This is a genomic window from Cellulomonas gelida, assembly GCF_006538725.1.
Taxonomy (GTDB): Bacteria; Actinomycetota; Actinomycetes; order Actinomycetales; family Cellulomonadaceae; genus Cellulomonas; species Cellulomonas gelida.
Window position 1 is genome coordinate 39,835 of sequence record NZ_BJLQ01000016.1, and the last position, 24,526, is coordinate 64,360.

22 protein-coding genes and 1 pseudogene are annotated in these 24,526 nt (G+C 74.3%); 18 read left to right on the forward strand and 5 right to left on the reverse strand.

Annotated features, from left to right (window positions below):
- Positions 1 to 149 precede the first annotated feature (149 nt).
- From ftsH to CGE01nite_RS09015, 3 genes are read left to right on the forward strand one after another with little or no spacing between them, the layout of a single operon-like run.
- The gene (ftsH, locus tag CGE01nite_RS09005) at positions 150 to 2,183 is read left to right on the forward strand and encodes an ATP-dependent zinc metalloprotease FtsH (protein ID WP_048341730.1); all 2,034 of its coding nucleotides are present in this window, start codon (positions 150 to 152) and stop codon (positions 2,181 to 2,183) included.
- Positions 2,183 to 2,785 carry a GTP cyclohydrolase I FolE gene (gene folE, locus CGE01nite_RS09010; protein WP_048341731.1) on the forward strand — a complete coding sequence of 201 codons (603 nt, stop codon included), beginning with the start codon at positions 2,183 to 2,185 and terminating at the stop codon, positions 2,783 to 2,785. Before ftsH ends, folE begins: the two co-directional genes overlap by 1 nt.
- Positions 2,786 to 2,801: 16 nt before the next feature.
- Positions 2,802 to 3,386: a 1-acyl-sn-glycerol-3-phosphate acyltransferase gene (locus tag CGE01nite_RS09015; protein WP_048341732.1), complete on the forward strand. Its 585-nt coding sequence runs from the start codon at positions 2,802 to 2,804 to the stop codon at positions 3,384 to 3,386.
- Positions 3,387 to 3,526: 140 nt separating this feature from the next.
- On the opposite strand, the gene CGE01nite_RS09020 is transcribed toward CGE01nite_RS09015, so the two are convergent.
- Positions 3,527 to 3,886, reverse strand: a complete 360-nt coding sequence (locus CGE01nite_RS09020) for a VOC family protein (protein WP_048341733.1) — start codon at positions 3,884 to 3,886, stop codon at positions 3,527 to 3,529.
- A 456-nt stretch (positions 3,887 to 4,342) separates the two neighbouring features.
- Between CGE01nite_RS09020 and folP the strand changes: the two genes are divergently transcribed.
- The 10 genes and pseudogenes from folP (at position 4,343) to nadC (ending at position 14,996) form a co-directional block, all read left to right on the forward strand.
- Positions 4,343 to 5,254, forward strand: a complete 912-nt coding sequence (gene folP, locus CGE01nite_RS09025) for a dihydropteroate synthase (RefSeq protein ID WP_141370441.1) — start codon at positions 4,343 to 4,345, stop codon at positions 5,252 to 5,254.
- Complete coding sequence (gene folK / locus CGE01nite_RS09030; protein ID WP_141370393.1) at positions 5,251 to 6,867, forward strand: 2-amino-4-hydroxy-6-hydroxymethyldihydropteridine diphosphokinase; 1,617 nt, start codon at positions 5,251 to 5,253, stop codon at positions 6,865 to 6,867. The genes folP and folK overlap by 4 nt, the downstream gene beginning before the upstream one ends.
- Entirely contained in the window at positions 6,867 to 7,355 is a 489-nt protein-coding gene (locus CGE01nite_RS09035) for a DUF3180 domain-containing protein (RefSeq protein ID WP_048343630.1), read from the forward strand. The genes folK and CGE01nite_RS09035 overlap by 1 nt, the downstream gene beginning before the upstream one ends.
- Positions 7,356 to 7,466: 111 nt before the next feature.
- Entirely contained in the window at positions 7,467 to 7,946 is a 480-nt protein-coding gene (locus CGE01nite_RS09040; RefSeq protein ID WP_229747348.1) for a PH domain-containing protein, read from the forward strand.
- Positions 7,943 to 9,592 carry a PH domain-containing protein gene (locus tag CGE01nite_RS09045; protein ID WP_141370397.1) on the forward strand — a complete coding sequence of 550 codons (1,650 nt, stop codon included), beginning with the start codon at positions 7,943 to 7,945 and terminating at the stop codon, positions 9,590 to 9,592. The genes CGE01nite_RS09040 and CGE01nite_RS09045 overlap by 4 nt, the downstream gene beginning before the upstream one ends.
- Positions 9,589 to 10,719: a Rossmann-like and DUF2520 domain-containing protein gene (locus CGE01nite_RS09050; RefSeq protein WP_141370399.1), complete on the forward strand. Its 1,131-nt coding sequence runs from the start codon at positions 9,589 to 9,591 to the stop codon at positions 10,717 to 10,719. Before CGE01nite_RS09045 ends, CGE01nite_RS09050 begins: the two co-directional genes overlap by 4 nt.
- On the forward strand, positions 10,716 to 11,615 hold the full coding sequence (gene panC, locus CGE01nite_RS09055) for a pantoate--beta-alanine ligase (protein ID WP_141370401.1): 900 nt from the start codon (positions 10,716 to 10,718) through the stop codon (positions 11,613 to 11,615). Before CGE01nite_RS09050 ends, panC begins: the two co-directional genes overlap by 4 nt.
- A pseudogene (panD, locus tag CGE01nite_RS09060) lies at positions 11,612 to 12,067 on the forward strand (aspartate 1-decarboxylase); the annotation flags it as partial. The gene panC and the pseudogene panD, both read left to right, overlap by 4 nt.
- A 266-nt stretch (positions 12,068 to 12,333) precedes the next feature.
- Positions 12,334 to 14,052 carry an L-aspartate oxidase gene (locus CGE01nite_RS09065; protein WP_141370443.1) on the forward strand — a complete coding sequence of 573 codons (1,719 nt, stop codon included), beginning with the start codon at positions 12,334 to 12,336 and terminating at the stop codon, positions 14,050 to 14,052.
- A gap of 8 nt (positions 14,053 to 14,060) precedes the next feature.
- Complete coding sequence (nadC, locus tag CGE01nite_RS09070) at positions 14,061 to 14,996, forward strand: carboxylating nicotinate-nucleotide diphosphorylase (protein WP_141370403.1); 936 nt, start codon at positions 14,061 to 14,063, stop codon at positions 14,994 to 14,996.
- A gap of 43 nt (positions 14,997 to 15,039) precedes the next feature.
- On the opposite strand, the gene CGE01nite_RS09075 is transcribed toward nadC, so the two are convergent.
- Entirely contained in the window at positions 15,040 to 16,437 is a 1,398-nt protein-coding gene (locus CGE01nite_RS09075) for a hypothetical protein (RefSeq protein ID WP_141370416.1), read from the reverse strand.
- Entirely contained in the window at positions 16,434 to 17,024 is a 591-nt protein-coding gene (locus CGE01nite_RS09080) for an RNA polymerase sigma factor (RefSeq protein ID WP_048341575.1), read from the reverse strand. The genes CGE01nite_RS09075 and CGE01nite_RS09080 overlap by 4 nt, the downstream gene beginning before the upstream one ends.
- 106 nt (positions 17,025 to 17,130) lie before the next feature.
- Between CGE01nite_RS09080 and lysS the strand changes: the two genes are divergently transcribed.
- The 3 genes from lysS to CGE01nite_RS09095 all read left to right on the forward strand — a co-directional run bounded on the left by lysS (position 17,131) and on the right by CGE01nite_RS09095 (position 19,260).
- A complete protein-coding gene (gene lysS / locus CGE01nite_RS09085) occupies positions 17,131 to 18,666 on the forward strand; it encodes a lysine--tRNA ligase (protein WP_170210932.1) in 1,536 nt (511 codons plus the stop codon).
- Positions 18,663 to 18,851, forward strand: coding sequence for a hypothetical protein (locus CGE01nite_RS09090; protein WP_141370418.1), 189 nt, complete (start codon positions 18,663 to 18,665; stop codon positions 18,849 to 18,851). Before lysS ends, CGE01nite_RS09090 begins: the two co-directional genes overlap by 4 nt.
- Before the next feature lie 73 nt (positions 18,852 to 18,924).
- A complete protein-coding gene (locus CGE01nite_RS09095) occupies positions 18,925 to 19,260 on the forward strand; it encodes a histone-like nucleoid-structuring protein Lsr2 (protein ID WP_048341572.1) in 336 nt (111 codons plus the stop codon).
- Between the two features lie 95 nt (positions 19,261 to 19,355).
- On the opposite strand, the gene xylB is transcribed toward CGE01nite_RS09095, so the two are convergent.
- Together xylB and xylA are read right to left on the reverse strand one after the other, a co-directional pair.
- A complete protein-coding gene (gene xylB, locus CGE01nite_RS09100; RefSeq protein ID WP_141370420.1) occupies positions 19,356 to 20,786 on the reverse strand; it encodes a xylulokinase in 1,431 nt (476 codons plus the stop codon).
- 28 nt (positions 20,787 to 20,814) lie between these two features.
- Positions 20,815 to 22,005: a xylose isomerase gene (gene xylA, locus CGE01nite_RS09105; RefSeq protein ID WP_048341570.1), complete on the reverse strand. Its 1,191-nt coding sequence runs from the start codon at positions 22,003 to 22,005 to the stop codon at positions 20,815 to 20,817.
- 78 nt (positions 22,006 to 22,083) lie between these two features.
- On the opposite strand from xylA, the gene CGE01nite_RS09110 reads away from it, so the two are divergent.
- Complete coding sequence (locus CGE01nite_RS09110; protein WP_141370421.1) at positions 22,084 to 23,361, forward strand: ROK family transcriptional regulator; 1,278 nt, start codon at positions 22,084 to 22,086, stop codon at positions 23,359 to 23,361.
- A gap of 65 nt (positions 23,362 to 23,426) precedes the next feature.
- Entirely contained in the window at positions 23,427 to 24,491 is a 1,065-nt protein-coding gene (locus CGE01nite_RS09115) for a lactonase family protein (protein WP_141370423.1), read from the forward strand.
- Positions 24,492 to 24,526: the final 35 nt, after the last annotated feature.

Sequence of the window (24,526 nt, forward strand, 5' to 3'; positions counted from 1 at the left end):
CCGCGGACCCGTCCGTCGGCGGTGCACGACCCGGCCGTCGGCAGGCTGTGCCCTGCGCGAACAGGGCCCGGGAACGCCAGGCGGAACGTGTACGTTCGACCGATCAGCCCGCTCGAGCAGGAGGATGAGGGGCCGAGCCCCGAACGCCTATGAACGTCAAGCGCCTCGCCCGCGGTCCGCTGCTGTGGATCGTGCTCGCCGTCGTGCTGCTCTGGATCGGCGTGTCCACGCTGACCCAGCCCAGCGTCAAGTCGATCGACACGTCCGACGGCCTCGCGCTGCTCGCGGGTGACACCGTCGAGTCCGCGAAGATCACCGACGGCGTCCAGCGCGTGCAGCTCACGCTGGACAAGAACTTCGTCAAGGGCGACGACGACTTCGGCAAGCTCGTGCAGTTCCAGTACGTCGTGCCGCAGGGCGAGACGGTCGTCAAGGCGGTGCAGAGCGCCGACCTCGAGAAGGGCTTCACGTCCGAGAACCCGCAGACCTCCTGGTGGAGCAGCCTGCTGTCGCTCGTGCTGCCGTTCATCATCATCCTGGCGATCTTCTGGTTCCTCATGGCGAACATGCAGGGCGGCGGCTCGCGGGTCATGAGCTTCGGCAAGTCGCGCGCGAAGCTGGTCTCCAAGGAGTCCCCACAGGTCACGTTCGCGGACGTCGCGGGCGTCGACGAGGCGGTCGAGGAGCTCACCGAGATCAAGGAGTTCCTCTCCGAGCCGGCGAAGTTCCAGGCGGTGGGCGCCAAGATCCCCAAGGGCGTGCTGCTGTACGGCCCGCCCGGGACCGGCAAGACCCTCCTGGCCCGCGCCGTCGCGGGCGAGGCCGGCGTGCCGTTCTACTCGATCTCCGGCTCGGACTTCGTCGAGATGTTCGTCGGCGTGGGCGCGAGCCGCGTGCGTGACCTCTTCGAGCAGGCCAAGCAGAACGCTCCCGCGATCATCTTCGTCGACGAGATCGACGCCGTCGGTCGCCACCGTGGCGCCGGCCTGGGGGGCGGGCACGACGAGCGTGAGCAGACGCTGAACCAGATGCTCGTCGAGATGGACGGCTTCGACGTCAAGACGAACGTCATCCTGATCGCCGCGACCAACCGGCCCGACATCCTCGACCCGGCCCTGCTGCGCCCGGGCCGCTTCGACCGCCAGGTCGCGGTCGAGCCGCCGGACCTCAAGGGCCGCGAGAGGATCCTGCAGGTGCACGCGCAGGGCAAGCCGATGGCCCCGGCCGTCGACCTGACCGCGGTCGCTCGTCGGACCCCCGGCTTCACGGGCGCGGACCTGGCGAACGTCCTCAACGAGGCCGCGCTGCTCACCGCGCGGCAGAACGCGCAGATCATCGACGACCACGCGCTCGACGAGGCGATCGACCGCGTCGTCGCAGGTCCGCAGAAGCGCACGCGCGTCATGAACGTCAAGGAGCAGAAGCTCACGGCGTACCACGAGGGCGGCCACGCGCTCGTCGCCGCCGCGCTGCGCTACACGGACCCCGTCACGAAGGTGACGATCCTGCCCCGCGGTCGCGCGCTCGGCTACACGATGGTCATGCCCGTCGAGGACAAGTACTCGGTCACGCGCAACGAGCTGCTCGACCAGCTCGCCTACGCGATGGGTGGCCGCGTCGCCGAGGAGCTCGTCTTCCACGACCCGACGACGGGTGCGGGCAACGACATCGAGAAGGCCACCGCGACCGCGCGCCGCATGGTGACGCAGTTCGGCATGAGCAGCTCGATCGGCGCGATCCGCCTCGGTCAGGACTCCGGCGAGGTCTTCCTCGGCCGCGACATGGGCCACCAGCGCGACTACTCCGAGGAGGTCGCGGGCCGGATCGACGCCGAGGTGCGCGGGCTCATCGACCGTGCGCACGACGAGGCCTGGGAGATCCTGGTCGAGTACCGCGACGTCTTGGACGCCCTCGTGCTCGAGCTCCTCGAGAAGGAGACGCTCAACGCCAAGCAGCTCGCGGAGATCTTCGAGCCCGTGGTGAAGCGCGAGCCGCGCCAGGTGTGGCTCTCGAGCGACCAGCGTGCCGTCTCGGACCGCCCGCCGATCCAGACGCCCGCCGAGATCGCCGCGCAGAACGGGCACGCCGTCGTCCCCGAGGACGAGGCCGTCGCCGCGAACCACGAGCGCCCGCCGGTCGAGACCATCGAGCTCCCGCCGTCGCAGACGCCCGAGGCCAACTGATGGTCGACCCGATCACGGAGCCCACCGGCCCCGTCGGTGAGTACGACCAGCCGCGCGCCGAGGCCGCGATCCGTGAGCTGCTGATCGCCGTCGGTGAGGACCCGGACCGCGAGGGCCTGCAGGACACCCCGGCGCGTGTGGCGCGTGCCTACCGGGAGATCTTCGCCGGGCTGCGGATGACCCCGAAGGACGTCCTGACGACGACCTTCAACCTCGGTCACGACGAGATGGTCCTGGTCAAGGACATCGAGGTGTACTCGACGTGCGAGCACCACCTGGTGCCGTTCCACGGTGTGGCGCACGTCGGCTACATCCCGGGCGCCGACGGTCGCATCACGGGGCTGTCGAAGCTCGCGCGGCTCGTCGACGTCTTCGCGCGGCGCCCGCAGGTCCAGGAGCGCCTCACGACGCAGATCGCCGACGCGCTCGTCGCGGAGCTCGAGCCCCGCGGCGTGATCGTCGTCATCGAGTGCGAGCACCTGTGCATGTCGATGCGCGGTGTCCGCAAGCCTGGTTCACGCACCGTGACGTCCGCGGTGCGCGGGCAGATGCGCACCGCCGCGACGCGTGCCGAGGCGATGAGCCTCATCCAGGCGCACTGAGCACGAGGAGCGAGTCGTGAGCGTTCGTCGGACGGTGGCCCGCGCGTTCTGGCGGGTCAGCCGCTGGGACCTGGTCACCGAGCGTCCGCCGCGGGACGGCGCGGGCATCCTGATCGGCGCCCCGCACACGTCCAACTGGGACTTCATCTTCATGCTCGGCATCGCGTGGGAGCAGGAGCTGCCGTTCCGGTGGCTCGGCAAGCACACGCTGTTCTCGGGCCTCGCCGGCCCGCTCATGCGAGGGTTGGGCGGCATCCCCGTGGACCGGCGCGACCCCGCCGGGCTCGTCGACGAGCTCGTCTCGCGGGTGCGCGACGGCGAGCGGTTCTACCTCGTCGTGACGCCCGAGGGCACGCGCAGCGGGTCCGGCTGGAAGTCGGGCTTCTACCGGATCGCCCGCGAGGTGGACTGGCCGGTGACGCTCGGCTACGTCGACCGGACCACGATGACGACGGGCCTCGGCCCGACCGTCCGGCTCACCGGCGACGTCCGCGCGGACATGGACGTCATCCGTGCGTTCTACGCCGACAAGTCAGGTTTCCAGCCGCGGCGGCGCACCGAGCCACGCCTGCGCGCCGAGTCGGGGGAGGAGTCGGTATGAGGTTCATGCGGTCGCGCAGGGTGCTCGTCGTCGTGTCCATGGTCGCGGCGATCGCCCTCGTCGGGACGCTCGCCATCGGCCTGCTCGTCTGACCCCGGCACCCCCCGGTACCGACTGCCCGCCCGACTCCGCGGCCTGGGTCAGCTGGTCTCGCCCTCGTAGAGCCCGATGTCGTTGCCGTCGGGGTCGCGCACGACGGCCCACCAGCTCGTCTCGCTGATCGGCGACTTGGGCATGAGGACGGTCGCGCCGAGCTCCGTGGCCTTCGCGATCGTCTCGTCGATCGAGTCGACCTCGACGTAGCTGCGCGGCTGGGTGAAGCCCTCAGAGCGCGGAGCGAGGCCGCCGCCGCTGATCTTGTTGGGCGCCTGCCACATGGGGTAGCCCTCGTAGCCCGCGACCTCGGCGATCTGCCAGCCGAACAGCGTGCCGTAGAAGCGGGTCGCGGCGTCGTTGTCGGACACCGGGATGTCGATGTGGGTGATGTCTCCGTGGGGCATCGCACGCTCCGTCCTCGTCGTGCCGCCCGACCGCGAATCGGCCGAATCGGACCCCCAGCACGCTACGACAGCCCTCCGACACCCGCCCACCCACACTCGACCCAGCCCCGCACGTGCCCCTCCACAGCCCACGCCTTCCACTCACTCCACGCCACGCACGCCACCCGCCCGCGCTGCTCGACCCGCACCGCAGCTCTCCACCCAGCGCACGCTCAGCCTCCGACCCCCCGACCCCGAGCGAGCGCAGGCTGGTCCGCGCGCCCTGGCCCTCGACCCAGGGGTTGCTCCGGCTGTGGCGGGGTGAGGCCTGAGTGAGCGCTGGCTCGCGGGGGGGTGGGTGGGAGTGGGGGTGGGGTGGGGGTGCTGGGTGGGGTGGGCGCATAGGCTCTGCGGGTGAGCGTCGAGGGACCGGTCGGGCTGCCCGACGAGCTGCGCCGTGCCGGTCGCACGCTCGTGATGGGCGTCGTGAACGTGACACCGGACTCGTTCTCGGACGGTGGTCGCTGGTACACGCCCGCCGCGGCGGTCGCGCACGGGATCACGCTGCTCGAGCAGGGCGCGGACCTGCTCGACATCGGCGGCGAGTCCACGCGGCCCGGCGCGCGCCGGGTGCCGGTCGACGAGGAGCGCGCGCGCGTGCTGCCGGTCGTCACCGAGCTGGTCCGGCGCGGCGCGGTCGTCAGCGTCGACACCACGCGTGCGCAGGTGGCGCGGGCCGCGGTCGAGGCGGGCGCGCTCGTCGTGAACGACGTCTCGGGCGGACTGGCCGACGACGCGATGTACGACGTCGTGGCGGAGACCGGTGTCGCGTACGTGGCGATGCACTGGCGCGGGCACGCGGACGTCATGGACGAGCTCGACGCGTACGACGACGTCGTGACCGACGTGCGGCGCGAGCTCGCGGCGCGGGTGGCCGCGCTGCGGGCCGCGGGCGTGCGCGACGAGCAGGTGGTGCTCGACCCCGGGCTCGGGTTCGCGAAGCCTGGCGCGACGAACTGGCCGCTCCTCGCGCGGCTCCCCGAGCTCGTCGCCGACGGCTTCCCGGTGCTCGTCGGCGCGAGCCGCAAGCGCTTCCTGGGCCACCTGCTCGCGGGCCCCGACGGCACGCCCGCGCCACCGCTGCGCCGGGACCACGCGACCGCCGCGATCAGCGCGCTCGCGGCGGCGGCCGGGGCCTGGTGCGTACGCGTGCACGAGGTCGCAGCGTCCGCGGACGCCGTGCGTGTCGCCGCAGCGTGGCAGGGTGGCAGCCGCACCGACCGCACCGACACCCAGCGCCCGGGGACCGGGGAGACCGGTACCGGGCCGACCAGCACCGGACCGACACGCACCGCAGGCACCGGCAGCGAACGACAGGAGGACGCGTGAGCGACGTGACCGACGCCCAGGGTCACCGCCTGGACCAGATCCGCCTCGTCGGGGTGAGCGCGACGGGGTACCACGGCGTGTTCGAGCACGAACGCCGCGAGGGGCAGACCTTCGTCGTGGACGTCGTCGTCCACCTCGACACGCGCCGCGCGGCCGCGCGCGACGACCTCGCGCACACGCTCGACTATGGCGCGCTCGCCCAGCAGGTGGTCGCGGTGATCGAGGGACCGCCCGCGGACCTGATCGAGACGGTCGCGGAGCGGGTGGCCGCCACCGTCCTGGCCGACGGTGCGGTGAGCGCGGTCGACGTCAGCGTGCACAAGCCGCAGGCGCCGATCACGGTGCCGTTCGGGGACGTGGTCGTGACGATCCGCCGCGACCGCACCAAGCTCCCCGCGGCCGAGCCGCACCGCCCCGAGCCGCACCGCCCCGAGCAGCAGCGCCCCGAGAACCACGGTCCCGAGAACCACGGTCCCGAGTCAGCCGCGCGGGCCGCAGCACCCGGGGCCGCGCAGGGCGCGGCCGCCGCTCACCCCAGAACCGCGGCGCTGCCGGTCGCGCCCGACGCCCCGCCCGCCCCGGCTCCCACGGGCGCCCCGGCCGCCGTGCCCGGCGCGACGCCTGTGGGTCTCCCCGCCGCGGCAGGATTCGCCGGCGCCCCTGTCCCCGCGCCGCTCGTCGACCCGACGGCCGCGTCGCTCGTCGGACCCCTGGGTGCGGCGGCCATGACCCCGCCGCTCGTCCCGCTGCCGCCGCCGGGCGACGTCGTGACCGGCGGGCCGTCCGGCGACGAGGCGCACGTGCACGCCGCGGACGCGACGCAGGTCATGGCCGCGACGCCGTTCGCGGCCGACGAGACGCAGGTGATGTCCGCACCGCCGTTCGGCGCCGACGAGACACAGGTCGTCTCGTCGCTCCCGTTCGAGCCGGACGACGCGACGCACGTCGCCGCCTTCGCGGCGCCCGAGCAGGACGACGAGCGCGTCGTCGACGGCGAGATCGTCACCGACCGGCTCGACGAGGTGCCCCCCGGACCTGTCGGCGCGGTGCTCGCGCTGGGGGCGAACCTGGGCAACGCGCAGGAGACGCTGCGCACGGCGGTGGGTGACCTCGACCGCACGCCGGGCATCGACGTGGTCGACGTGTCCCCGCTCGCCCGCACGGCTCCCGTGGGCGGTCCGGAGCAGCCGGACTTCCTCAACGCGGTCGTGCTGGTGCGCACCACGCTCTCGCCGCGCGAGCTGCTGCGCGCGACGCAGGCGGTCGAGCAGCGGCACGGGCGCGAGCGGCTCGAGCACTGGGGCCCGCGCACGCTCGACGTGGACATCGTCGTGTACGGCTCGGTGCTCGCGGTGACGGACGACCTCGAGCTGCCGCACCCGCGCGCGCACGAGCGCGCGTTCGTGCTGCAGCCGTGGGCGCAGGTGGACCCGTCGGCGGTGCTGCCGGGCCTGGGCGGCGGTCCGGTGGCCGCGCTGGCCGCGACCGCGCCGGACCGCGAGGGCCTGCGCTGGCTCGCGCTCGACTGGCTGACCGCACCGGTCCCCGCCGCGCAGTGGGACGAGCACGCCGAGCACGACGCCCAGGGGCATCCCTCGCCGCCGGAGTCCTGATGCAGCGCACGCGTTGGCAGACGCTCACGCTCCTCGCGGTCGGGGTCGCGGCCGTCACGTGGCTCGGGTTCTCCGTGCTCGCGGGTCGCGGCGGGCTTCCCCCGCAGGTGCCGTGGCTCGTCGCGGCGGTCGAGGTGCTCATCGCGTGCGTCGTGTTCTCGATGGGCTGGGCGGTGCGGCAGTTCCTGCGCGGCAAGCGGCCCACGCTCGACCCGATCCGGGCGGCGCGCACGGCCGTGCTCGCGAAGGCGTCGTGCTACACGGGTGCGCTCCTCGCCGGGTGGTACGGCGGTCAGACGGTCGTGCTGGTGACCGACCTCGCGACGCACGGCAACGGCGGGCGCGCGGTCGCGGCGGGCATCGCGACCGTCGGCGCGCTGGTGCTCGCGGCGGTCGGGCTCGTCGTCGAGTGGTTCTGCCGCGTCCCGCCGCCGCAGGACGACGAGAAGGCCGAGTCGACGACGTCGCCGCAACCCACGGCCGGGTGAGGTCCGGCGGCAGGGTGTGCGGGACGACGATGGAAGGATGACGGTGTGACCTCCGAACCGACTCCTGCGCCCAGCCAGGCCCCCGACGCGGCAGCGCCGACGAGCGCGAGCCTGCCCTTCGAGCCGCACGGCGTGACGTGGACGCCGGTCTCGCCACGCCTGGCCTCCGCGCGGCTCACGTCGATCGCCCTGGTGCTCGGCCCGGTCGTGCTGCTGCTCGTCGGCCTCGCGCTCGCGACCAAGGCCGTGTGGCTGTGGATCCCCGCGGGCGTCGTCGCGCTGCTCGCCCTGTGGGGTGCACTGCTCGTCCCGCGGCAGGTGCGCGCCATGGCGTACGCCGAGCGCGACGACGACCTGCTGATCCGACGCGGCATCATGTTCCGCTCGCTCGTCGTCGTGCCGTACGGCCGCATGCAGTACGTGGACGTCAGCGCGGGGCCGTTCGCGCGCCGGTTCCGCATCGCCTCGGTGCAGCTGCACACCGCGTCGCCCGTGACGAGCGCGTCGATCGACGGCCTGCCGCCCGCGGAGGCGGCGCGCCTGCGGGACCGGCTCGCCTCGCGCGGTGAGGCTCGGCTGGCGGGGCTGTGAGCACCGTCGTGCACGACGAGCACGTCCCCGAGGAGGCGTGGCGTCGGGTCCACCCGGTCACGCCGGCGCTCAAGGGCTGGAAGACGCTCGTGGCGGTCGTCGTGATCGCCGGGTACCAGGCGGCCGACGACGTGCGCTCGGCCGCGGACCTGCTCGGCGGTCCGGGCTGGCTGATCGCGCTGGGGATCGTGCTGCTCGTCGCGCTGATCGGCTGGGGGTACGCGGCGATCGCGTGGCGGCACATGCGGTTCGCCGTGACCGACGAGGCCGTGCACCTGCACTCGGGCGTGCTCTTCCGCACGCAGCGGCAGGCGCGCCTCGACCGGCTGCAGGCGGTCGACGTGGTGCAGCCGCTGCTCGCGCGCCTGGTCGGGCTCGCCGAGCTGCGGCTCGAGGTCGCGGGCGGCAGCGGGTCGGCCGTGCAGCTCGCGTACCTGCGTGAGCCCGACGCGCAGGCGCTGCGCAGCGAGCTGCTCGCGCTCGCGGCGGGGCTGCGGCGCCCGTCGTCGGCCGCCGCGACGACGCCGAGCGCGGTGACCGCCGCGGTCGGCACCCCCGTGACCACCCGCCCGGAGCCCGCCGCCGGCCCCGGCGATGCCCCCGCGGTCGGCACCACGCCCGGGACCGGCCAGCACGGGACGGCGGGCGAGGCCGTCCTCGCCGACGGGACCGTCGGCGACACCCGCGCTGCGGAGATCCCTGCCGCTCAGACCCCGGTCGCTTCGTCGTCGGCCACCCTGCCGCTGCCTCCCGCGTTCGAGGAGGCGCCCGAGCAGGAGGTCTACGCGGTGCCGATGCCGCGCCTGCTCGCGGCGACGCTGCGCTCGGCGACGGTCGTCGGGCTCGTCGTGCTGGTCGTGGTCGCGGTCGTGAGCGCCGTCTGGTCGCGTGACGTGGGGATCCTCGCGGTGCTGTTCCCCGCGTTCGTCGGGTTCGGCGGTGCGCTGTGGGGCCGCGTGAACGCGGGCGCGAGCTTCCGTGCGGCGGTCTCGCCGGACGGCATCCGGCTGCGGCACGGCCTGACCGAGCAGCGTGCGCAGACCGTGCCGCCGGGGCGTGTGCAGGCCGTGCGCCTCACGCAGCCGCTGTGGTGGCGACGGTCGGACTGGTGGCGCGTCGAGATCAACGTCGCCGGCTACGGGACGAGCGAGGACGCCAAGCGGGCGACCGTCCTGCACCCGGTGGCGACGCGCGACGAGGCAGCGACCGCGCTGTGGCTCGTGCTGCCGGACCTGGGCGTCGCCGACCCGCGTGCGCTGGTCGACGCGGCGCTGTCGGGCGTCGGTGACGAGGGCGGGTTCACGCCCGCGCCCCGGCAGGCGCGCTGGGTCGACCCGATCGCGTGGCGTCGCCACGGCGTGCGGGTCACGCGGACAGCACTGGTCGCGCGCTCGGGCCGGCTGGTCCGGCAGGTCGACGTCGTCCCGCACGAGCGGACGCAGTCCCTCGGGCTCGAGCAGGGGCCGCTGCAGCGCCGGCTGGGGCTCGCGAGCTTCGTCGTGCACTCGACGCCCGGGCCGGTCTCGCCGCGCGTGGACCACCTGGACGGCCGCGTCGCCGCGGCGCTGCTCGACGAGCAGGCGGAGCGGGCACGCACGGCGCGGGCCGCGGCGCGTGCCGAGCAGTGGATGCGGGAGAGGTCGTGAGCGTCGGGCCGGCCGACGTCGCGCCGGGTGCGCCCGAGCGTCGTCCGGGGCGGCTCGGGGTCGGGATCGTCGGCGCGGGTCGCGTGGGCGCGGTGCTGGGCAACGCGCTGCGTGCGGCCGGGCACCCGGTCGTCGGGGTCAGCGCGGTGTCGCAGGCGTCACGCGACCGAGCCGAGGCGCTGCTGCCGGGAGTGCCTGTGCTCGAGGTCCAGGAGGTCGTGCGGCGCGCCGAGCTCGTCGTGCTCGCCGTCCCCGACGACGCGCTCGCCGACCTGGTGCGCGGGCTCGCGGAGACCGGCGCGTGGCAGCTCGGTCAGATCGTCGTGCACACGTCCGGGCGGTACGGCACGGACGTCCTGACGCCCGCGCGCGCGGCCGGGGCGATCCCGCTCGCGCTGCCCCCCGCGATGACGTTCACCGGGACGTCGCTCGACCTGGCCCGCCTGATCGGCTGCCCGTTCGCGGTGACCGCGCCGGCGGCCGTGCTGCCGATCGGCCAGGCGCTCGTCGTGGAGATCGGCGGCGAGCCGACCGTGCTCGACGAGGACGCGCGCGGGCTGTACCACGCGGCTCTCGCGCACGGTGCGAACCACCTCGTCGTGCTGGTCGCGCAGGCCGCGCAGGCGCTCGCCGCGGCGGGTGTCGACGACCCCGGCCGGATGCTGACGCCGCTGCTCGAGGCGGCGCTCGACGGTGCGCTGCGCGCCGAGTCGCCCGGTGACGTCCTGGGCCGGGACGCACGGGGGAGCGGGGCGATCGCCGCGCTGACCGGGCCGGTGCGCCGGGGCGACGCGGGGACGGTCGTGGAGCACCTCGCGGTGCTCGACGCGTTCGCCGCCGTCGAGGGCGCACCCGACGTCCCGGCGGCCTACCGGACGCTCGCGCGGGCCGCCGACGCCCGTGCGCTGGCCGCCGGGCTGCTCTCCGCGGACGCCGCCGCCCGGGTGCTCGACGCGCTCGCGTCGGGTACGTCACAGTCCTCGCCGGTCGCGGGCATCGATCCGGATGCGGGATCGTTGCAGTCAGAGCACAGCGCCGATCCCGGGTCCGCGCACGACGACGCCCGGGGCGACGAGCAGCACGACGACCCGCAGGACGGGCCGCCCGGCCCGCAGGAGGACGCATGACCACCGCCGTCGGTACCCCGACGCTCGCGCGCACCCGCGCGGAGCTCGACGCCGCCCTGCGCGCGCCGAGCACCGGTGCGGCGCAAGCGCGGCACGCGCGTGCCGTCGTGATGACGATGGGCGCGCTGCACGCGGGGCACCTGTCGCTCGTGCGCCACGCGCGGACGCTGGCGGACCGGGTGGTGGTGACGATCTTCGTCAACCCGCTGCAGTTCGGGGCGGGCGAGGACCTGTCGCGCTACCCGCGCGACCTCGAGGGCGACCTCGCGCTGCTCACGGGCCCCGGGCTGCTCGGCCCCGACGACGTGGTGTTCGCGCCCGAGCCCGATGTCGTCTACCCCGGCGGCGACCCGGTGGTGCGCGTGAGCGCCGGCGCGCTGGGGGAGTCGTTCGAGGGCGCGATCCGCCCCGGGCACTTCGACGGCGTCCTGACCGTCGTGCTCAAGCTCCTGCACCTGACGCGTCCGGACGTCGCGCTGTTCGGCCGCAAGGACGCGCAGCAGCTCGTCGCGGTGCGGCGCATGGTCCGGGACCTGGACGTGCCCGTCGAGGTGGTCGGCGTGCCGCTGGTGCGCGACGACGACGGCGTGGCCCTCTCGAGCCGCAACGCCTACCTGTCGCCCGACGAGCGACACCGCGCACGCGGGCTGTCCCAAGCGCTGCGGGCAGGGGAGCAGGCGGCAGGCGGTGGCACCGGTGCAGTGCTCACCGCGGCGCGCGAGGCGCTCGCGGCGGCCGGGGTCACGGACGTGGACTACGTCGCGCTCGTCGACCCGGACGACTTCGCACCGGTCCCCGACGACCACGCAGGCGAGGCCGTGCTCGCGCTCGCGGCCCGCGTCGGCACGACGCGCCTGATCGACAACACGAGCGTGACGCTGGGAGGCGAGGCATGACCACGCTGATGCGCACGATGATGACCGGCAAGATCCACCGCGCGACGGTGACGCAGGCGGACCTGCACTACGTCGGGTCGGTCACGGTGGACGCGGACCTGCTCGCGGCGGCGGACCTGCTGCCCGGCCAGCAGGTCGACATCGTCGACGTGACGAACGGCTCTCGCCTGACCACGTACGCGATCGCGGGCGAGGCGGGCTCGGGGCAGATCTGCATCAACGGCGCCGCGGCGCACCTGGTGCACCCCGGGGACGTCGTGATCCTCATCGCGTACGGAGTCATGTCCGACGCCGAGGCCCGCACCTACGAGCCGCACGTCGTGCTCGTCGACTCCGACAACCGGATCGTCGACCTGTCCGACGACCCCGGTCAGGTGCCGGACGAGTGGACCCAGGCTGCGGGCCTCCTGCCGAGCGGCGTGCCGTTCGCGCAGGGCCGGGACCTGGTGGACCACCCGCACGCGGTGGACCGCGGCGCGCCGCACACGCACGCCGGGTGCGGTGTGCGCGAGCCCCACACGCACGGTCCGCACGAGTCGGTCGTCGACGGGCACGCGGTCGAGCACCGGTCCGACGAGCGTCCCGACGACCGGCGGGACGCCGCGTCCGACGAGCAGGCCCAGGGTCCCGTCACGCACGGCGCCACGCGGTGACGACGACCGCCCCGACGACGGCGGGCGTCGCCACGACGGGCGTGCACGCGGCCTCGTCGGACCCTGTGCAGGCGACGTCCGGTGACACGCCCCCTCGGCTCGCGACCCGGCTCGCCGCGCCGCCGGCGGGCTGGACGATCGAGGTCGACGCGATCGTCGTCGGCTCGGGCATCGCGGGGCTGACGGCGGCGCTCGAGCTGCGCACGCGTGTGCCGCGCGTGCTGCTGGTGACCAAGGACCTGCTCGGGTCGGGCTCGACGGTCTGGGCCCAGGGTGGGATCGCCGCGGCGCTCGACCCGGAGGACTCGCCCGCCGCGCACCTGGCCGACACGCTCGTCGCGGGCGCGGGTCTGTGCGACCCGCGCGCGGTCGAGGTGCTCGTGACCGAGGGGCCCGCGCGTGTGCGCGAGCTCGTGGGCCTCGGCGCGGTGTTCGACACCGCCCCCGACGGGCAGATCTCGCTGACGCGCGAGGGTGGCCACCACGCGGACCGCATCGTGCACGCGGGCGGCGACGCGACGGGTGCCGAGATCTCCCGCGCGCTCGTCGCACAGATCGAGGCGGTCCGCGAGGACCCGGGCATCGAGATCATCGAGCACGCGCTGGTGCTGGACGTGCTGACCGGCCCTCCCGGACCGGACGGGCGGCCCGGCGCGGCGTGCGGCGTGACGCTGCACGTGATCGGTGAGGGACAGCGCGACGGCGTGGGCGCGGCGCTCGGCAAGGCCGTGATCTTCGCGACCGGCGGGATCGGCCAGGTGTTCCGCTCGTCGACCAACCCGCCGCAGGCGACGGGCGACGGCATCGCGGCGGCGCTGCGCGCGGGCGCGGTCCTGGGCGACGTCGAGTTCGTGCAGTTCCACCCGACCGTGCTGTGGCTGGGCTCGGGCGTGAAGGGCCAGCTCACGCTGGTCTCGGAGGCCGTGCGCGGCGAGGGTGCGCTCCTGCTCGACACCGACGGCGTGCGGTTCATGCCGGACGTGCACCCGATGGCCGAGCTCGCGCCGCGGGACGTGGTCGCGCACGCGATCGTCCGGCAGATGGCCGCGACCGGCTCGGACCACGTGTGGCTCGACGCGCGGCACCTGGGCGCGGAGTTCCTGCGCAAGCGGTTCCCGACGATCCACGAGCGCCTGCTCGAGCACGGCATCGACCTCACGACGGACCTGGTCCCGGTCGCACCCGCGCAGCACTACCACTCGGGTGGCGTCGTCACTGACCTCGTCGGGCGGTCGTCGCTGCGCGGTCTGTACGCCGCGGGCGAGGTCGCCTGCACGGGCGTGCACGGCGCGAACCGTCTCGCGTCGAACTCGCTGCTCGAGGGTCTGGTGTTCGCGCACCGCGCGGCCCGGCACATCACCGAGCAGGTCGCGGTCGGCACGCTGCATCACCAGGACCCGGTGCAGCGCGCGGGCGACGAGGCGCTGGTCGCCGCGGCGTCCCGGTCGCGCGTGCAGCGCCTGGCGACCGACGGTCCGGGCGTGCTGCGCTCGGGCGACGGCCTGCGCCGCGCCGCTGCCGGGCTGGCGGCGGTCCCCACCGACGCGCACCAGCGGCACGACGACGACCGGCTGCTCGCCGCCCCGCAGGTGGCCGAGTGGGAGACGACGAACGTGCACCAGGTCGCGAGCGTGCTCACGGCGACCGCGCTCGCGCGCCAGGAGAGCCGCGGCGGGCACGCCCGCTCCGACTTCCCCGAGCCCGACGAGCGCTGGCGCCTGCGCCTGCACGCCCGGCTGGGCGAGGACGGCCGCCTGGAGCTGTCCCGCACCCCGATCGACTGAGGACGACGATGACGCACCCGACGAGCGCACCCACCGGCGCGCCTGCCGCCCGCCCGGGCGTGCTGCCCGGTGACCCCGGCCCCGACGAGACCGCGATCGAGCGCCTGGTCGCGACGGCGCTCGACGAGGACCTCGGCCCCGCGCCGGGGCGGGACGTGACGTCCCAGTCGACGATCGCGCCGACGACGACCGGCACCGCCGACATGGTCGCGCGCGCGGACGGCGTGGTCGCGGGGCTCGTCGTCGTGCCCGTGGTGCTGCGCCAGGTCGCCGAGCGCCTGGGACTGACGCCCGCGACGTTCGTCGTGCGCGTGCCCGACGGCACCCGCGTGACCCGCGGCGACGTGCTCGCCGAGCTCACCGGCCCTGTGCAGCTCCTGCTCGTCGCGGAGCGCACGCTGCTCAACCTCGCCTCACGCGCGTCGGGCGTCGCTACCCACACGCGCCGCTGGGCCGACGCGCTCGACGGCTCGGGCGCCCGCGTGCTCGACACCCGCAAGACCACGCCGGGCCTGCGCGCGCTCGAGAAGTACGCGGTGCGCTGCGGCGGCGGCACCAACAAGCGCATGGGCCTGTACGACGTCGCGATGGTCAAGGACAACCACGTCGCCGCGGCCGGCTCGGTGACGGCCGCGATCGAGGCCGTGCGCGCGCGGTTCCCGGACGTCGCGATCCAGGTCGAGGCGGACACGCGCGACCAGGCGCTCGAGGCCGTCGCCGCGGGCGCCGACTTCCTGCTGCTCGACAACATGCCGACCCCCGTGCTGGCCGACGTGGTCGCCGCGGTACGCGCGGTGGCCCCGAGCACGGAGCTCGAGGCCACCGGGAACCTGACCCTGGACCGGGCCTGCGAGGTCGCCGGCACGGGCGTCGACTACCTGTCCGTCGGGGGCCTCACGCACTCGTCCCCGATCCTCGACCTGGCCCTCGACCTGCAGGCCTGACGTCAGCGGCGCTCGGCCACCAGCCGCGCGAGCGCCCGGGCCGTCAGGCGCACTCCCAGACGATGTTCGTCGCCTCGGGCCGCAGCTGCAGGTGCCACTCGCCGCCCGGACCCTGCACGCCGTACAGCGACTGCGCGGCGAGGAAGTCGTCCGTGGTGGCGAACCGGTAGCCGGCGTCGAGCCCGGTGAGCGTGTCGCCCGAGTCCGGGTCGATCGTGCCGGAGTTCTCCAGCTGCCAGTCGTGCACCGCGGCGGCCAGCGGGTTGCCTGGGGCGGGGACGACGACGTCGCGCCCGTCGGCGGTGCGGCCCGCCGTGCGCCACTGCGCCGCGTCGTGCGAGTTCTCGACGGAGAACTGCGCGGTCGAGCACGTGCCCACGGCGGGTGCCTGCGCGTAGTTCGCCCAGTCGCCGTCGGCGCCCCTCGTGCTGCGGTCCACGCCGTCGTCCCACGTGATGTCGAGGTAGTCCAGGCCCGGCACGTCGGCGTCGGCGACCGGGATCATCGAGCCGAACGGGGTGCGGACGACGTACGACGAGGACCGCAGCCCGTCGAGGTTGCTGACGACGTCACGGCGCGCGACGGTCAGCGGACCGAACGTCGCGACGTCCTCGAGCCGCTCGCCGGACCCCGCGGCCGGCAGCGACATGCCACCCACCCGGTTCGCCTCGGCGCGGGTCGCCTCGGTGGACAGCGCCCACCCGTCGCCGAGCGCGAGGCTCGCGGGGAGCGTGAGCGTGTCGTAGAACGTGTCCCGGTCCTCGACGGCCTTCGACGAGGAGAAGTCCGACGCGCACGCGTCGGTGGTGCGGGCGCTCGGGCAGACGATCGCCCGCGGGCCGTCCTCGTCGATCTCGTAGAGCTCGACGCGCGCGCCCCACGCGACGCTGTCCTCCTGCACCCCGGGGAAGGACAGCGCGTAGATCGCCGAGGCCTCGCGGTCGCCGACGAGGGTCAGCTGGTAGTCCGGGCCGTTCGCGAGCTCGTCGGCCGTGAACAGCGCGTCGAGCGCGTCGGACGCCTCGATCGCCTCGTCGAACCACCGCTCGCCGGTGCGCGGCGCGGACAGCCGGGCGAGCACGGTCGCGTCGTCGATCTGCGCGGCACGCACCGCGGGACCGTCGTCGGCGGCCGTCGTGGGCTCGGTCGTCGGCTCGGTCGTCGCGTCGGTCGTCGGGCTGGGTGCGCTGGTCGGGCCGTTCGTCGCGCTGCGCGTCGCGGGGTCCACGGGCGTGCTGGAGTCCGACGAGGTGAGCGACCAGGCGCCGAGACCGAGCACGCCCGCGCACGCCGCGGCGCCGACGGACTCGAACGTGTGGCGCTGGATCCGGGCGCGGCGCACGGTGCCGCGCACGCGCGTCAGCTCTCGCTCGTCGATGGGGCCGGTCGCCTCCGCGATCTCGTCGCGTGCGCCGTGCAGGAGCTGGCCGAGGTCGTTCATCGTGCGCCCTCCGGGTTCGTCGTCGGCGTGAGGCGGGGGACCTGCACGGCGGGGGTGGTCGTGGGACGGACCGGGACGGTCTCGTCGGGGTGGTGCGGGTGGGTGCCGAGGATCTGCGCGAGGCGTGCCAGGCCGTCGGACGTGTAGCGCTTGACGGCGCCCTCGCTGAGGTTGAGGACGTGCGCGGTCTCGGTGACGGACAGGTCCTCCATCTGCCGCAGGACCACGCAGGCACGCTCACGCGGGCTGAGGAGCGCGAGGGCCCGCAGCACGTCGCGGCCCGGACCCGGTGGTTCGACGGTGTCGGGTGGCGTCGGCTCGGCCGCGGCGCGCAGGGCGACGAGGCGTTCGCGCTTGCGGCGGCGGACCTCGTCGATCGCGCGGGACGCGATCGCGCGCCGCACGTACGCCTCGGCCTGCTCGACGGTCGTGAACCGTGCCCGGCCGCGGAAGGTCGCGATGAGCGCCTCCTGCACCAGGTCGGGTGCGTCGCTCGTCGACCCCGCGACGAGGGCGGCGTGCGCGACCAGGCGCGGGTAGCGTTCGCGCGCCACCTGGTCCAGCAGCTGTTCCCACGGTCTGGCCACGTCGTCTCCTCGTGCTGCTCGATCCCACTGTCGCTGTGACAACGGTCGCGGGTGCAGGTCGCGTTGGGGTGAATGTCGCGACGGACCCGCCGATTACCATGGGTCCGTGACCGACACCCCGCTGCCGCCCGCTGCCGACGCGCCCGAGGTCGTCACCGACGACACGCCCGAGCAGATCCGCATCCGGCGCGAGAAGCGCGAGCGCCTGCTGGCGCAGGGCACGGCGCCTTACCCGGTGTCCCTGCCCCGGACCCACACCATCGAGCAGGTGCGCGCGGCGTACCCGGCGCTCGAGCCCGGGCAGGAGACGGACGACGAGGTCGGCGTGGCCGGCCGCGTCGTGTTCCTGCGCAACACCGGCAAGCTGTGCTTCGCGACGCTGCAGGACGGCGCCGGCACGCGGCTGCAGGCGATGCTGAGCCTCGCCGAGGTCGGCGAGGAGCGCCTCGCGGCGTTCAAGGCGGACGTCGACCTGGGCGACCACGTGTTCGTGCACGGGCGCGTGATCCAGTCCAAGCGCGGCGAGCTGTCGGTGTTCGCGGACTCGTGGCAGATGGCCGCCAAGGCCATTCGTCCGCTGCCGAACCTGTACGAGGGCGCCGAGCTGTCCGACGAGGCGCGCGTGCGGCAGCGTTATGTGGATCTCATCGTCAACTCCAAGGCGCGCGACATGGTGCGGACCCGCGCCGCCGTCGTGCGATCGTTGCGCGACAACTTCGCACGGCGTGGATTCCTCGAGGTCGAGACCCCGATGCTCCAGGTGCGCCCCGAGGGCGCGGCAGCGCGTCAGTTCGAGACGCACATGAATGCGTTCGACATGGAGCTGTTCCTGAGGATCGCACCGGAGCTGTTCCTCAAGCGTGCCGCGGTCGGTGGCGTCGAGCGCGTCTTCGAGATCAACCGGAACTTCCGCAACGAGGGTGTGGACGCCACGCACTCGCCGGAGTTCGCGATGCTGGAGGCGTACGAGGCCTACGGCGACTACGACACCATGGCGGCGCTCACGCAGGACCTGGTGCAGACCGCCGCGCTCGAGGCGCTCGGCACGACGACGGCCGTCCTCGCCGACGGGACCGAGTACGAGCTGGGTGGCGACTGGACGCACCTGACGATGTACGAGTCCCTGTCCGAGGCGGTGGGCGTCGAGATCACGCACGACACGGACGACGAGACGCTGCTCAGGCTGCTCGAGAAGGCCGAGATCGAGCTCGCCCCGGCCCAGCGCAACCACGGCAAGCTCGTCGAGGAGCTGTGGGAGCACCACGTGGGGGCGCACCTGCACGCGCCGACGTTCGTGCGCGACTTCCCGGTCGAGACCTCGCCGCTCACGCGCGACCACCGCAGCAAGCCGGGCCTCGTCGAGAAGTGGGACCTGTACGTGCGCGGCCTCGAGCTCGCGACCGCGTACTCCGAGCTCGTCGACCCCGTGATCCAGCGGCAGCGGTTCGAGGCGCAGGCCTTGCTCGCGGCGCGCGGCGACGACGAGGCGATGCGCATCGACGAGGACTTCCTCACGGCGATGGAGTTCGCGATGCCGCCGTCGGGCGGCATGGGAATGGGGATCGACCGCCTTCTCATCGCGCTCACCGGACAGTCGATCCGCGACACCATCCTGTTCCCGCTCGTGAAGCCGCAGGCATGAACGGCATCGGGGGCGTGCTCGCGGCGGTCATTCCGTCGATCGGTGTGGGGCTGCTGTTCTGGTTCGCGATGCGTTCGATCGTCAACGCGGACCGCACCGAGCGTCAGGCGCTCGCGCGGATGGATCGTGAGGAAGCGGAGCGGGCCGCCACGAATTCATCGAAGGAATCTCGCCCATCCATTTGACGTGAATTGTTTCCCGGTGTGATGCTGACTGTCGACAGAATGACGGTGCGACACAATTACGGGAGAACACCGGATGGCTCAGAAGGTTCAGGTCCTGCTGATCGACGACGTCGACGGCGCCGCCGCGGACGAGACGGTCACCTTCGCGCTCGACGGCGTGACGTACGAGATCGACCTCACGGCCGAGCGCGCGGCGCAGCTGCGTGACTCGTTCGCGACGTGGGTCGGCCACGCACGCCGGGTCGGCGGCCGTTCGACGTCCGCCGCTCGCCCCGCCGGCGCGCGCCGCCGCCGCAGCGACAACGACGCGCACGCGATCCGCGAGTGGGCCAAGGGTCAGGGGCTCGAGGTCTCCGAGCGTGGCCGCATCAGCGCCGAGGTGCGCGAGGCGTACGACAAGGCGCACTGACGCACGCGGCACGACACCGCACACGACGAAGGCCCGGTACCTCGCGGTACCGGGCCTTCGTCGCGCCGAGTGGGGCGTCCGAGCTGCGGAGTGCCTCAGACGTCCGTCGGGCGGGTGGCGGTCAGGTCACGCACCGCCGCGTACTGCTCACGCACCCGGGGGTCGGGTGCGGCCGTGAACACCTCGGCCGAGCCGGCGGCGCTCCAGGCGGGCGGCTCGTCGGCGCCCGAGAGCACCCACGCCGCCTGCCGCGCGGCACCGTCCGCGACGTACTCACCGGGAGTCGGGACCAGCACGTCGAGACCGAGCACGCTCGGCGCGATGCGCCGCACGGCCTCGGACCGCGCACCGCCCCCGATGAGGAACAGCCGCTCCACGGCGACGCCCTGCGCCCGCAGCGCGTCGACGCCGTCGGCGAGGGCGCACAGCATGCCCTCGACCGCGGCCCGCGCGAGGTGCGCGGGCGTGGTGTTGGCCAGGCGCAGACCGTGCAGCGCGCCCGTGGCGTCGGGCTTGTTCGGCGTGCGCTCGCCCTCGAGGTAGGGGACGAGCACCAGGCCGTCGGCACCCGAAGGAGCCTGCAGCGCGAGCTCCGAGAGGCCCGCGTGGTCCACGCCGAGCATGCGCGCGGTCGCGTCCAGGACGCGCGACGCGTTGAGCGTGCACGCGAGCGGCAGGAAGTGCCCGCTCGCGTCGGCGAAGCCGTTCACCATGCCGGTGCCGTCGGTGGTGGCCGAGCCGGTGACGGCCGAGACCACACCCGACGTGCCGATCGACACCGCGACGTCGCCCGGGCGCAGGCCCAGGGCCAGCGCCGCGGCCGCGTTGTCGCCCGCACCCGGTCCGAGGACCGGCTTGCGTGCGCCGACGGCCGAACGCGGTCCCGCCTCGTTCGGGCCCAGCACGCGCGGCAGCACCGCGTCGTGGCCCAGGCCCAGCTCGAGCAGGTCGTGCCGGTAGTCGTTCGTCGTGGGCGACCAGTAGCCCGTGCCGGACGCGTCGGAACGGTCGGTGACGAGCTGGTCGAGACCTCCCGTGCCCGGCCCGTGCCCCGCGAGGCGCCACGTGAGCCAGTCGTGGGGGAGCGCGACGGCCGCGACCTTCGCCGCGTTCTGCGGCTCCGCGTCGCGCAGCCAGCGCAGCTTGGTGACCGTGAGCGAGGCGACGAGCACGGAGCCCGTCGCGTCCGCCCACGCCTGCGGGCCGCCGAGCTCGTCGATCAGGTCGAGCGCGGCCTGCGCCGAGCGTGTGTCGTTCCACAGCAGCGCGTCGCGGACCACCTCGCCGTTCTCGTCGAGGGTGACCATGCCGTGCTGCTGCCCGCCGACGCTGATCGCGTCCACGTCGTCGAGGCCGCCCGCGTCAGCGATCGCGGACTGCAGTGCGTCCCACCACGCCGCGGGAGCGACCTCGGTTCCGTCGGGGTGGGACGCGCGACCGGAGCGCACGAGCGCTCCGGTCGCGGCGTCCCGGACCACGACCTTGCAGGACTGGGTCGAGGAGTCGACCCCGGCGACGAGCGCCATGCCTGTTCCGTCCCTGTCCGGTGCTGCGTCAGCCGCGCGCGCCGAGCGCGTGCTCGAGCGCGAGCTGGTTGAGGCGCACGAAGCCGTAGCCGTGCTTGGCCACGCCGTCGACGTCGAAGTCCTCGAACGCCGAGCGGTCGGCGAGGAAGTCCGCGAGCGTCTCGCCCTCGTTCAGCGTGGGCTTGGCGAGCTCGAACACACCGGCGGCCTCGAGGGCCTCCTTGACCTCGGGGTCCTCGCGGAACGCGATCGCGCGCTCCTTGAGCAGGAGGTAGGTGGCCATGTTGGCGCGAGCCGACTCCCACACGCCGTCGAAGTCCTCGGTGCGCGAGGGCTTGTAGTCGAAGTGCACCGGGCCGGTGTACTTCGGGCCGCCGCTCGGGAAGCCGTTCTCGAGCAGGTCGACCGTGGCGAACGCGGAGAACAGGTCGCCGTGGCCGAACACCAGGTCCTGGTCGTACTTGATGCCGCGCTGGCCGTTGAGGTCGATGTGGAACAGCTTGTCGGCCCACAGCGCCTGCGCGAGGCCGGTGGTGTAGTTCAGGCCGGCCATCTGCTCGTGGCCCGTCTCCGGGTTGAGGCCGACGATGTCGCCGTGCTCGAGCTTGGCGATGAGGCCGAGCGCGTGGCCGATCGTCGGCAGGAGGATGTCGCCGCGGGGCTCGTTGGGCTTGGGCTCGAGCGCGATGCGGAGCTTGTAGCCCTTCTCCTTGATGTACGCGGCGACGGTGTCGATGCCGTCGGCGTAGGCCTGGTGCGCGGCGTAGAGGTCCTTGGCCGAGTCGTACTCGGCGCCCTCGCGGCCGCCCCACATGACGAACGTGTCCGCGTCGAGCGAGGCGGCCAGGTCGACGTTGCGCAGGATCTTGCGCAGCGCGTAGCGGCGCACGCGACGGTCGTTCGAGGTGAACGCGCCGTCCTTGAAGACCGGGTGCGTGAACGTGTTGGTCGTGACCATCTCGACCGTGATGCCGGTCTCGGCCAGGGCGCCCTTGAAGCGGTCGAGGATCTTCTCGCGCTCGGCGTCCGACGAGCCGAACGGGACCACGTCGTCGTCGTGGAACGTCACGTGCGACGCGCCGAGCTCGGCGAGCTTGTGGACCGACTCGACCGGGTCGAGCCACGGCCGGGTGGCGGCGCCGAACGGGTCCTGGGCGTTCCAGCCGACGGTCCAGAGACCGAAGGAGAACTTGTCAGCGGGGGTGGGCTTGCGCACCATCTTCAGACCTCTCAACGTTGAGACGGGGATTAGTTGTACGGATGAACTTATGCCGTCCAGCCGCTAGGGTCAAGCCCTATGAGAGCCACGGCGGCGCGGCAGGCGAGCCTGCGGGAGCACAACCTCGGTCTGGTGCTCCGCACCGTGCTCGAGGTGCGTGCGGCGCACCAACCGCCACGGTCCCGCGCGGACGTCGCCGCCGCCACCGGGCTGGCCAAGGCGACCGTCTCAGCGCTCGTCGACCAGCTCGTCGCCGGCGGACTGCTCGCCGAGCTCGCTCCCGCCGCGCCCCAGCGCGCCGGACGCCCCGCGGTCCCGCTCACCGCCCCGACGGGCACGCTCGCGGCCATCGGCGCCGAGGTCAACGTCGACTACCTCGGCGTGCGCGCGCTCGACCTGGCCGGCACGGTCCTCGACGAGCGGCTCACGCACGCGGACCTGCGGGGGAGCGCGCCCGACGAGGTCCTGTCGATGCTGGGCACGCTCGTCGAGCAGTCGGTCGCGGCACTCGCGGGCGGGCCGCGGCTCGTCGGGACCGCACTCGCCCTGCCGGGCCTCGTCGACCGGACCACCGGGATCCTGCGGCTCGCCCCGAACCTGGGCTGGCGCGACGTCGACGTCGCGCGCATCCTCGCGCAGGCCTCGCCGACGCTCGCCGCGAACCCGCCCCTGCTCGCCAACGAGGCGGACCTCGCCGCCCGCGCCGAGGCCGCGGCGCGCGTCGTGCCCGGCGGCGACCGGCCGAGCTTCGTCTACGTCTCGGGCGAGATCGGCGTCGGTGCCGCGCTCGTGCTCGACGGCGCGCTGTTCGCCGGGCGGCACGGGTGGGCGGGCGAGGTCGGCCACATCGTCGTCGCCGAGGGCCGCACGCTCGAGCAGGTCGCGGGCCAGGACGCGATGCTGAGCGCCGCAGGGCTGAGCGCCGACGAGGGTCTCGAGGCGCTCGTCGCGGCGGCCGACCGCGGCGAACCGCGCGCGGGGCACGCGCTGGCGACGGCCGGAGCGGCGCTGGGGCTCGCGCTCGCGAACGTCGTGAACGTCATCGACGTCTCCGACGTGGTGCTCGGTGGGACCTACGCCCGGCTGGCGCGCTGGCTGACGGAGCCCGTGCTCGTCGCGATGCGCGACCGCGTGCTCGCCGCGCCCTGGGCCGAGCCGCGCGTGGACGTCGCGCTCGCCGCGCCCCTGCCCGCCATGACCGGTGCCGCGCTCGCCCAGCTCGGGCGGGTCCTGGCCGACCCCGTGGACTGGCTCGCGGACCCCGCAGAGCCCGCGGACCACTCGGAGCCCGTAGGGCCCACGGAGGGCGCGGCGCCCACGGAGCGCGGGGGCGCGCCGGTTCCCGCCGGCGCCTGAGCGGTCCCGGCCGTTCGTCGTCCCACCTGCGCGGACGCCCTCCGCGCGCCGTAGGCTCGGGCACCGTGACCCAGCTCTGGATCGGTACCTACCCGTCGGCCGGCGCCGGCACCCCCGTCGGCCGTGGCGAGGGCATCTGGTCGGTCGACCTCGACGACGCGACCGGCGCGCTGAGCGGCGCGCGGCAGGTGGTCGAGACGCCGTCGCCGTCGTTCCTCGCGACGAGCGCCGACGGGCGCGTGCTCTACGCGGGCAACGAGCACGCGGACGGCACGATCACGGCCTTCGAGGTCACGCCCGGCTCCGAGGGCCTGGACGACGGGCTCGTGGAGCGCGCGTCGCGACCGTCGGGCGGCGACGACCCGTGCCACCTGCTCGTCGACGACACCGACCTGCTGGTCGCCAACTACTCCTCGGGCACGCTCGCGGTGATCGGCCTGACGCCGGACGCCGGGCTCGCCCCCGGCGGGCAGGTCCTGGGCCATGCGGGCGGCGGTCCCGTCGTCGACCGGCAGGACGGCCCGCACGCGCACTTCGTGGCGGTCGCGCCCGGCGGTGCGCACGTGCTCGTCGTCGACCTGGGCACCGACGAGATCCGCCGTTACTGCCGCACCGACGACGGGCTGCGTCCCGACGGGGTCGCCGCGACGCTGCCGGCCGGCACCGGGCCGCGGCACCTGGGCTTCTCGCCCGACGGGCGGTTCGCGTACGTCGTGGGTGAGCTCGACGTGGCGGTGCACGTCCTGGCGTGGGACGCGGCGAGCGCGACGGGCACGCTCGTGCAGTCGGTCGCCGCGGTCGTCGGGCCGGTCACGTCGTCGGACGGCCGCGCGCTGCCCTCCCACGTCGTGGTCGACGGGGACGACGTGCTCGTCGGGGTGCGCGTCGCGGACGTGCTCACCCGCTGGCGGATCGGCGCCGACGGGCTGCTCGCCGACGGGCGCTCGTTCGCGCTCGGCGGGCGGTGGCCGCGGCACTTCGCGGTCGTCGGGCGCTGGGCGGTCGCCGGGCTCGAGCGGTCCGACGAGCTCGTCGTGCTGGACCGTGCGGCCATGGACGACGAGACGCGCGACCCGGTCGTGGCGCGCCTGGCGCTGCCCGCGCCGACGTGCGTCCTGCCCCGCCCCTGACCGGCACGGCGGCGTGCGCGGCGCACCCATCGGCA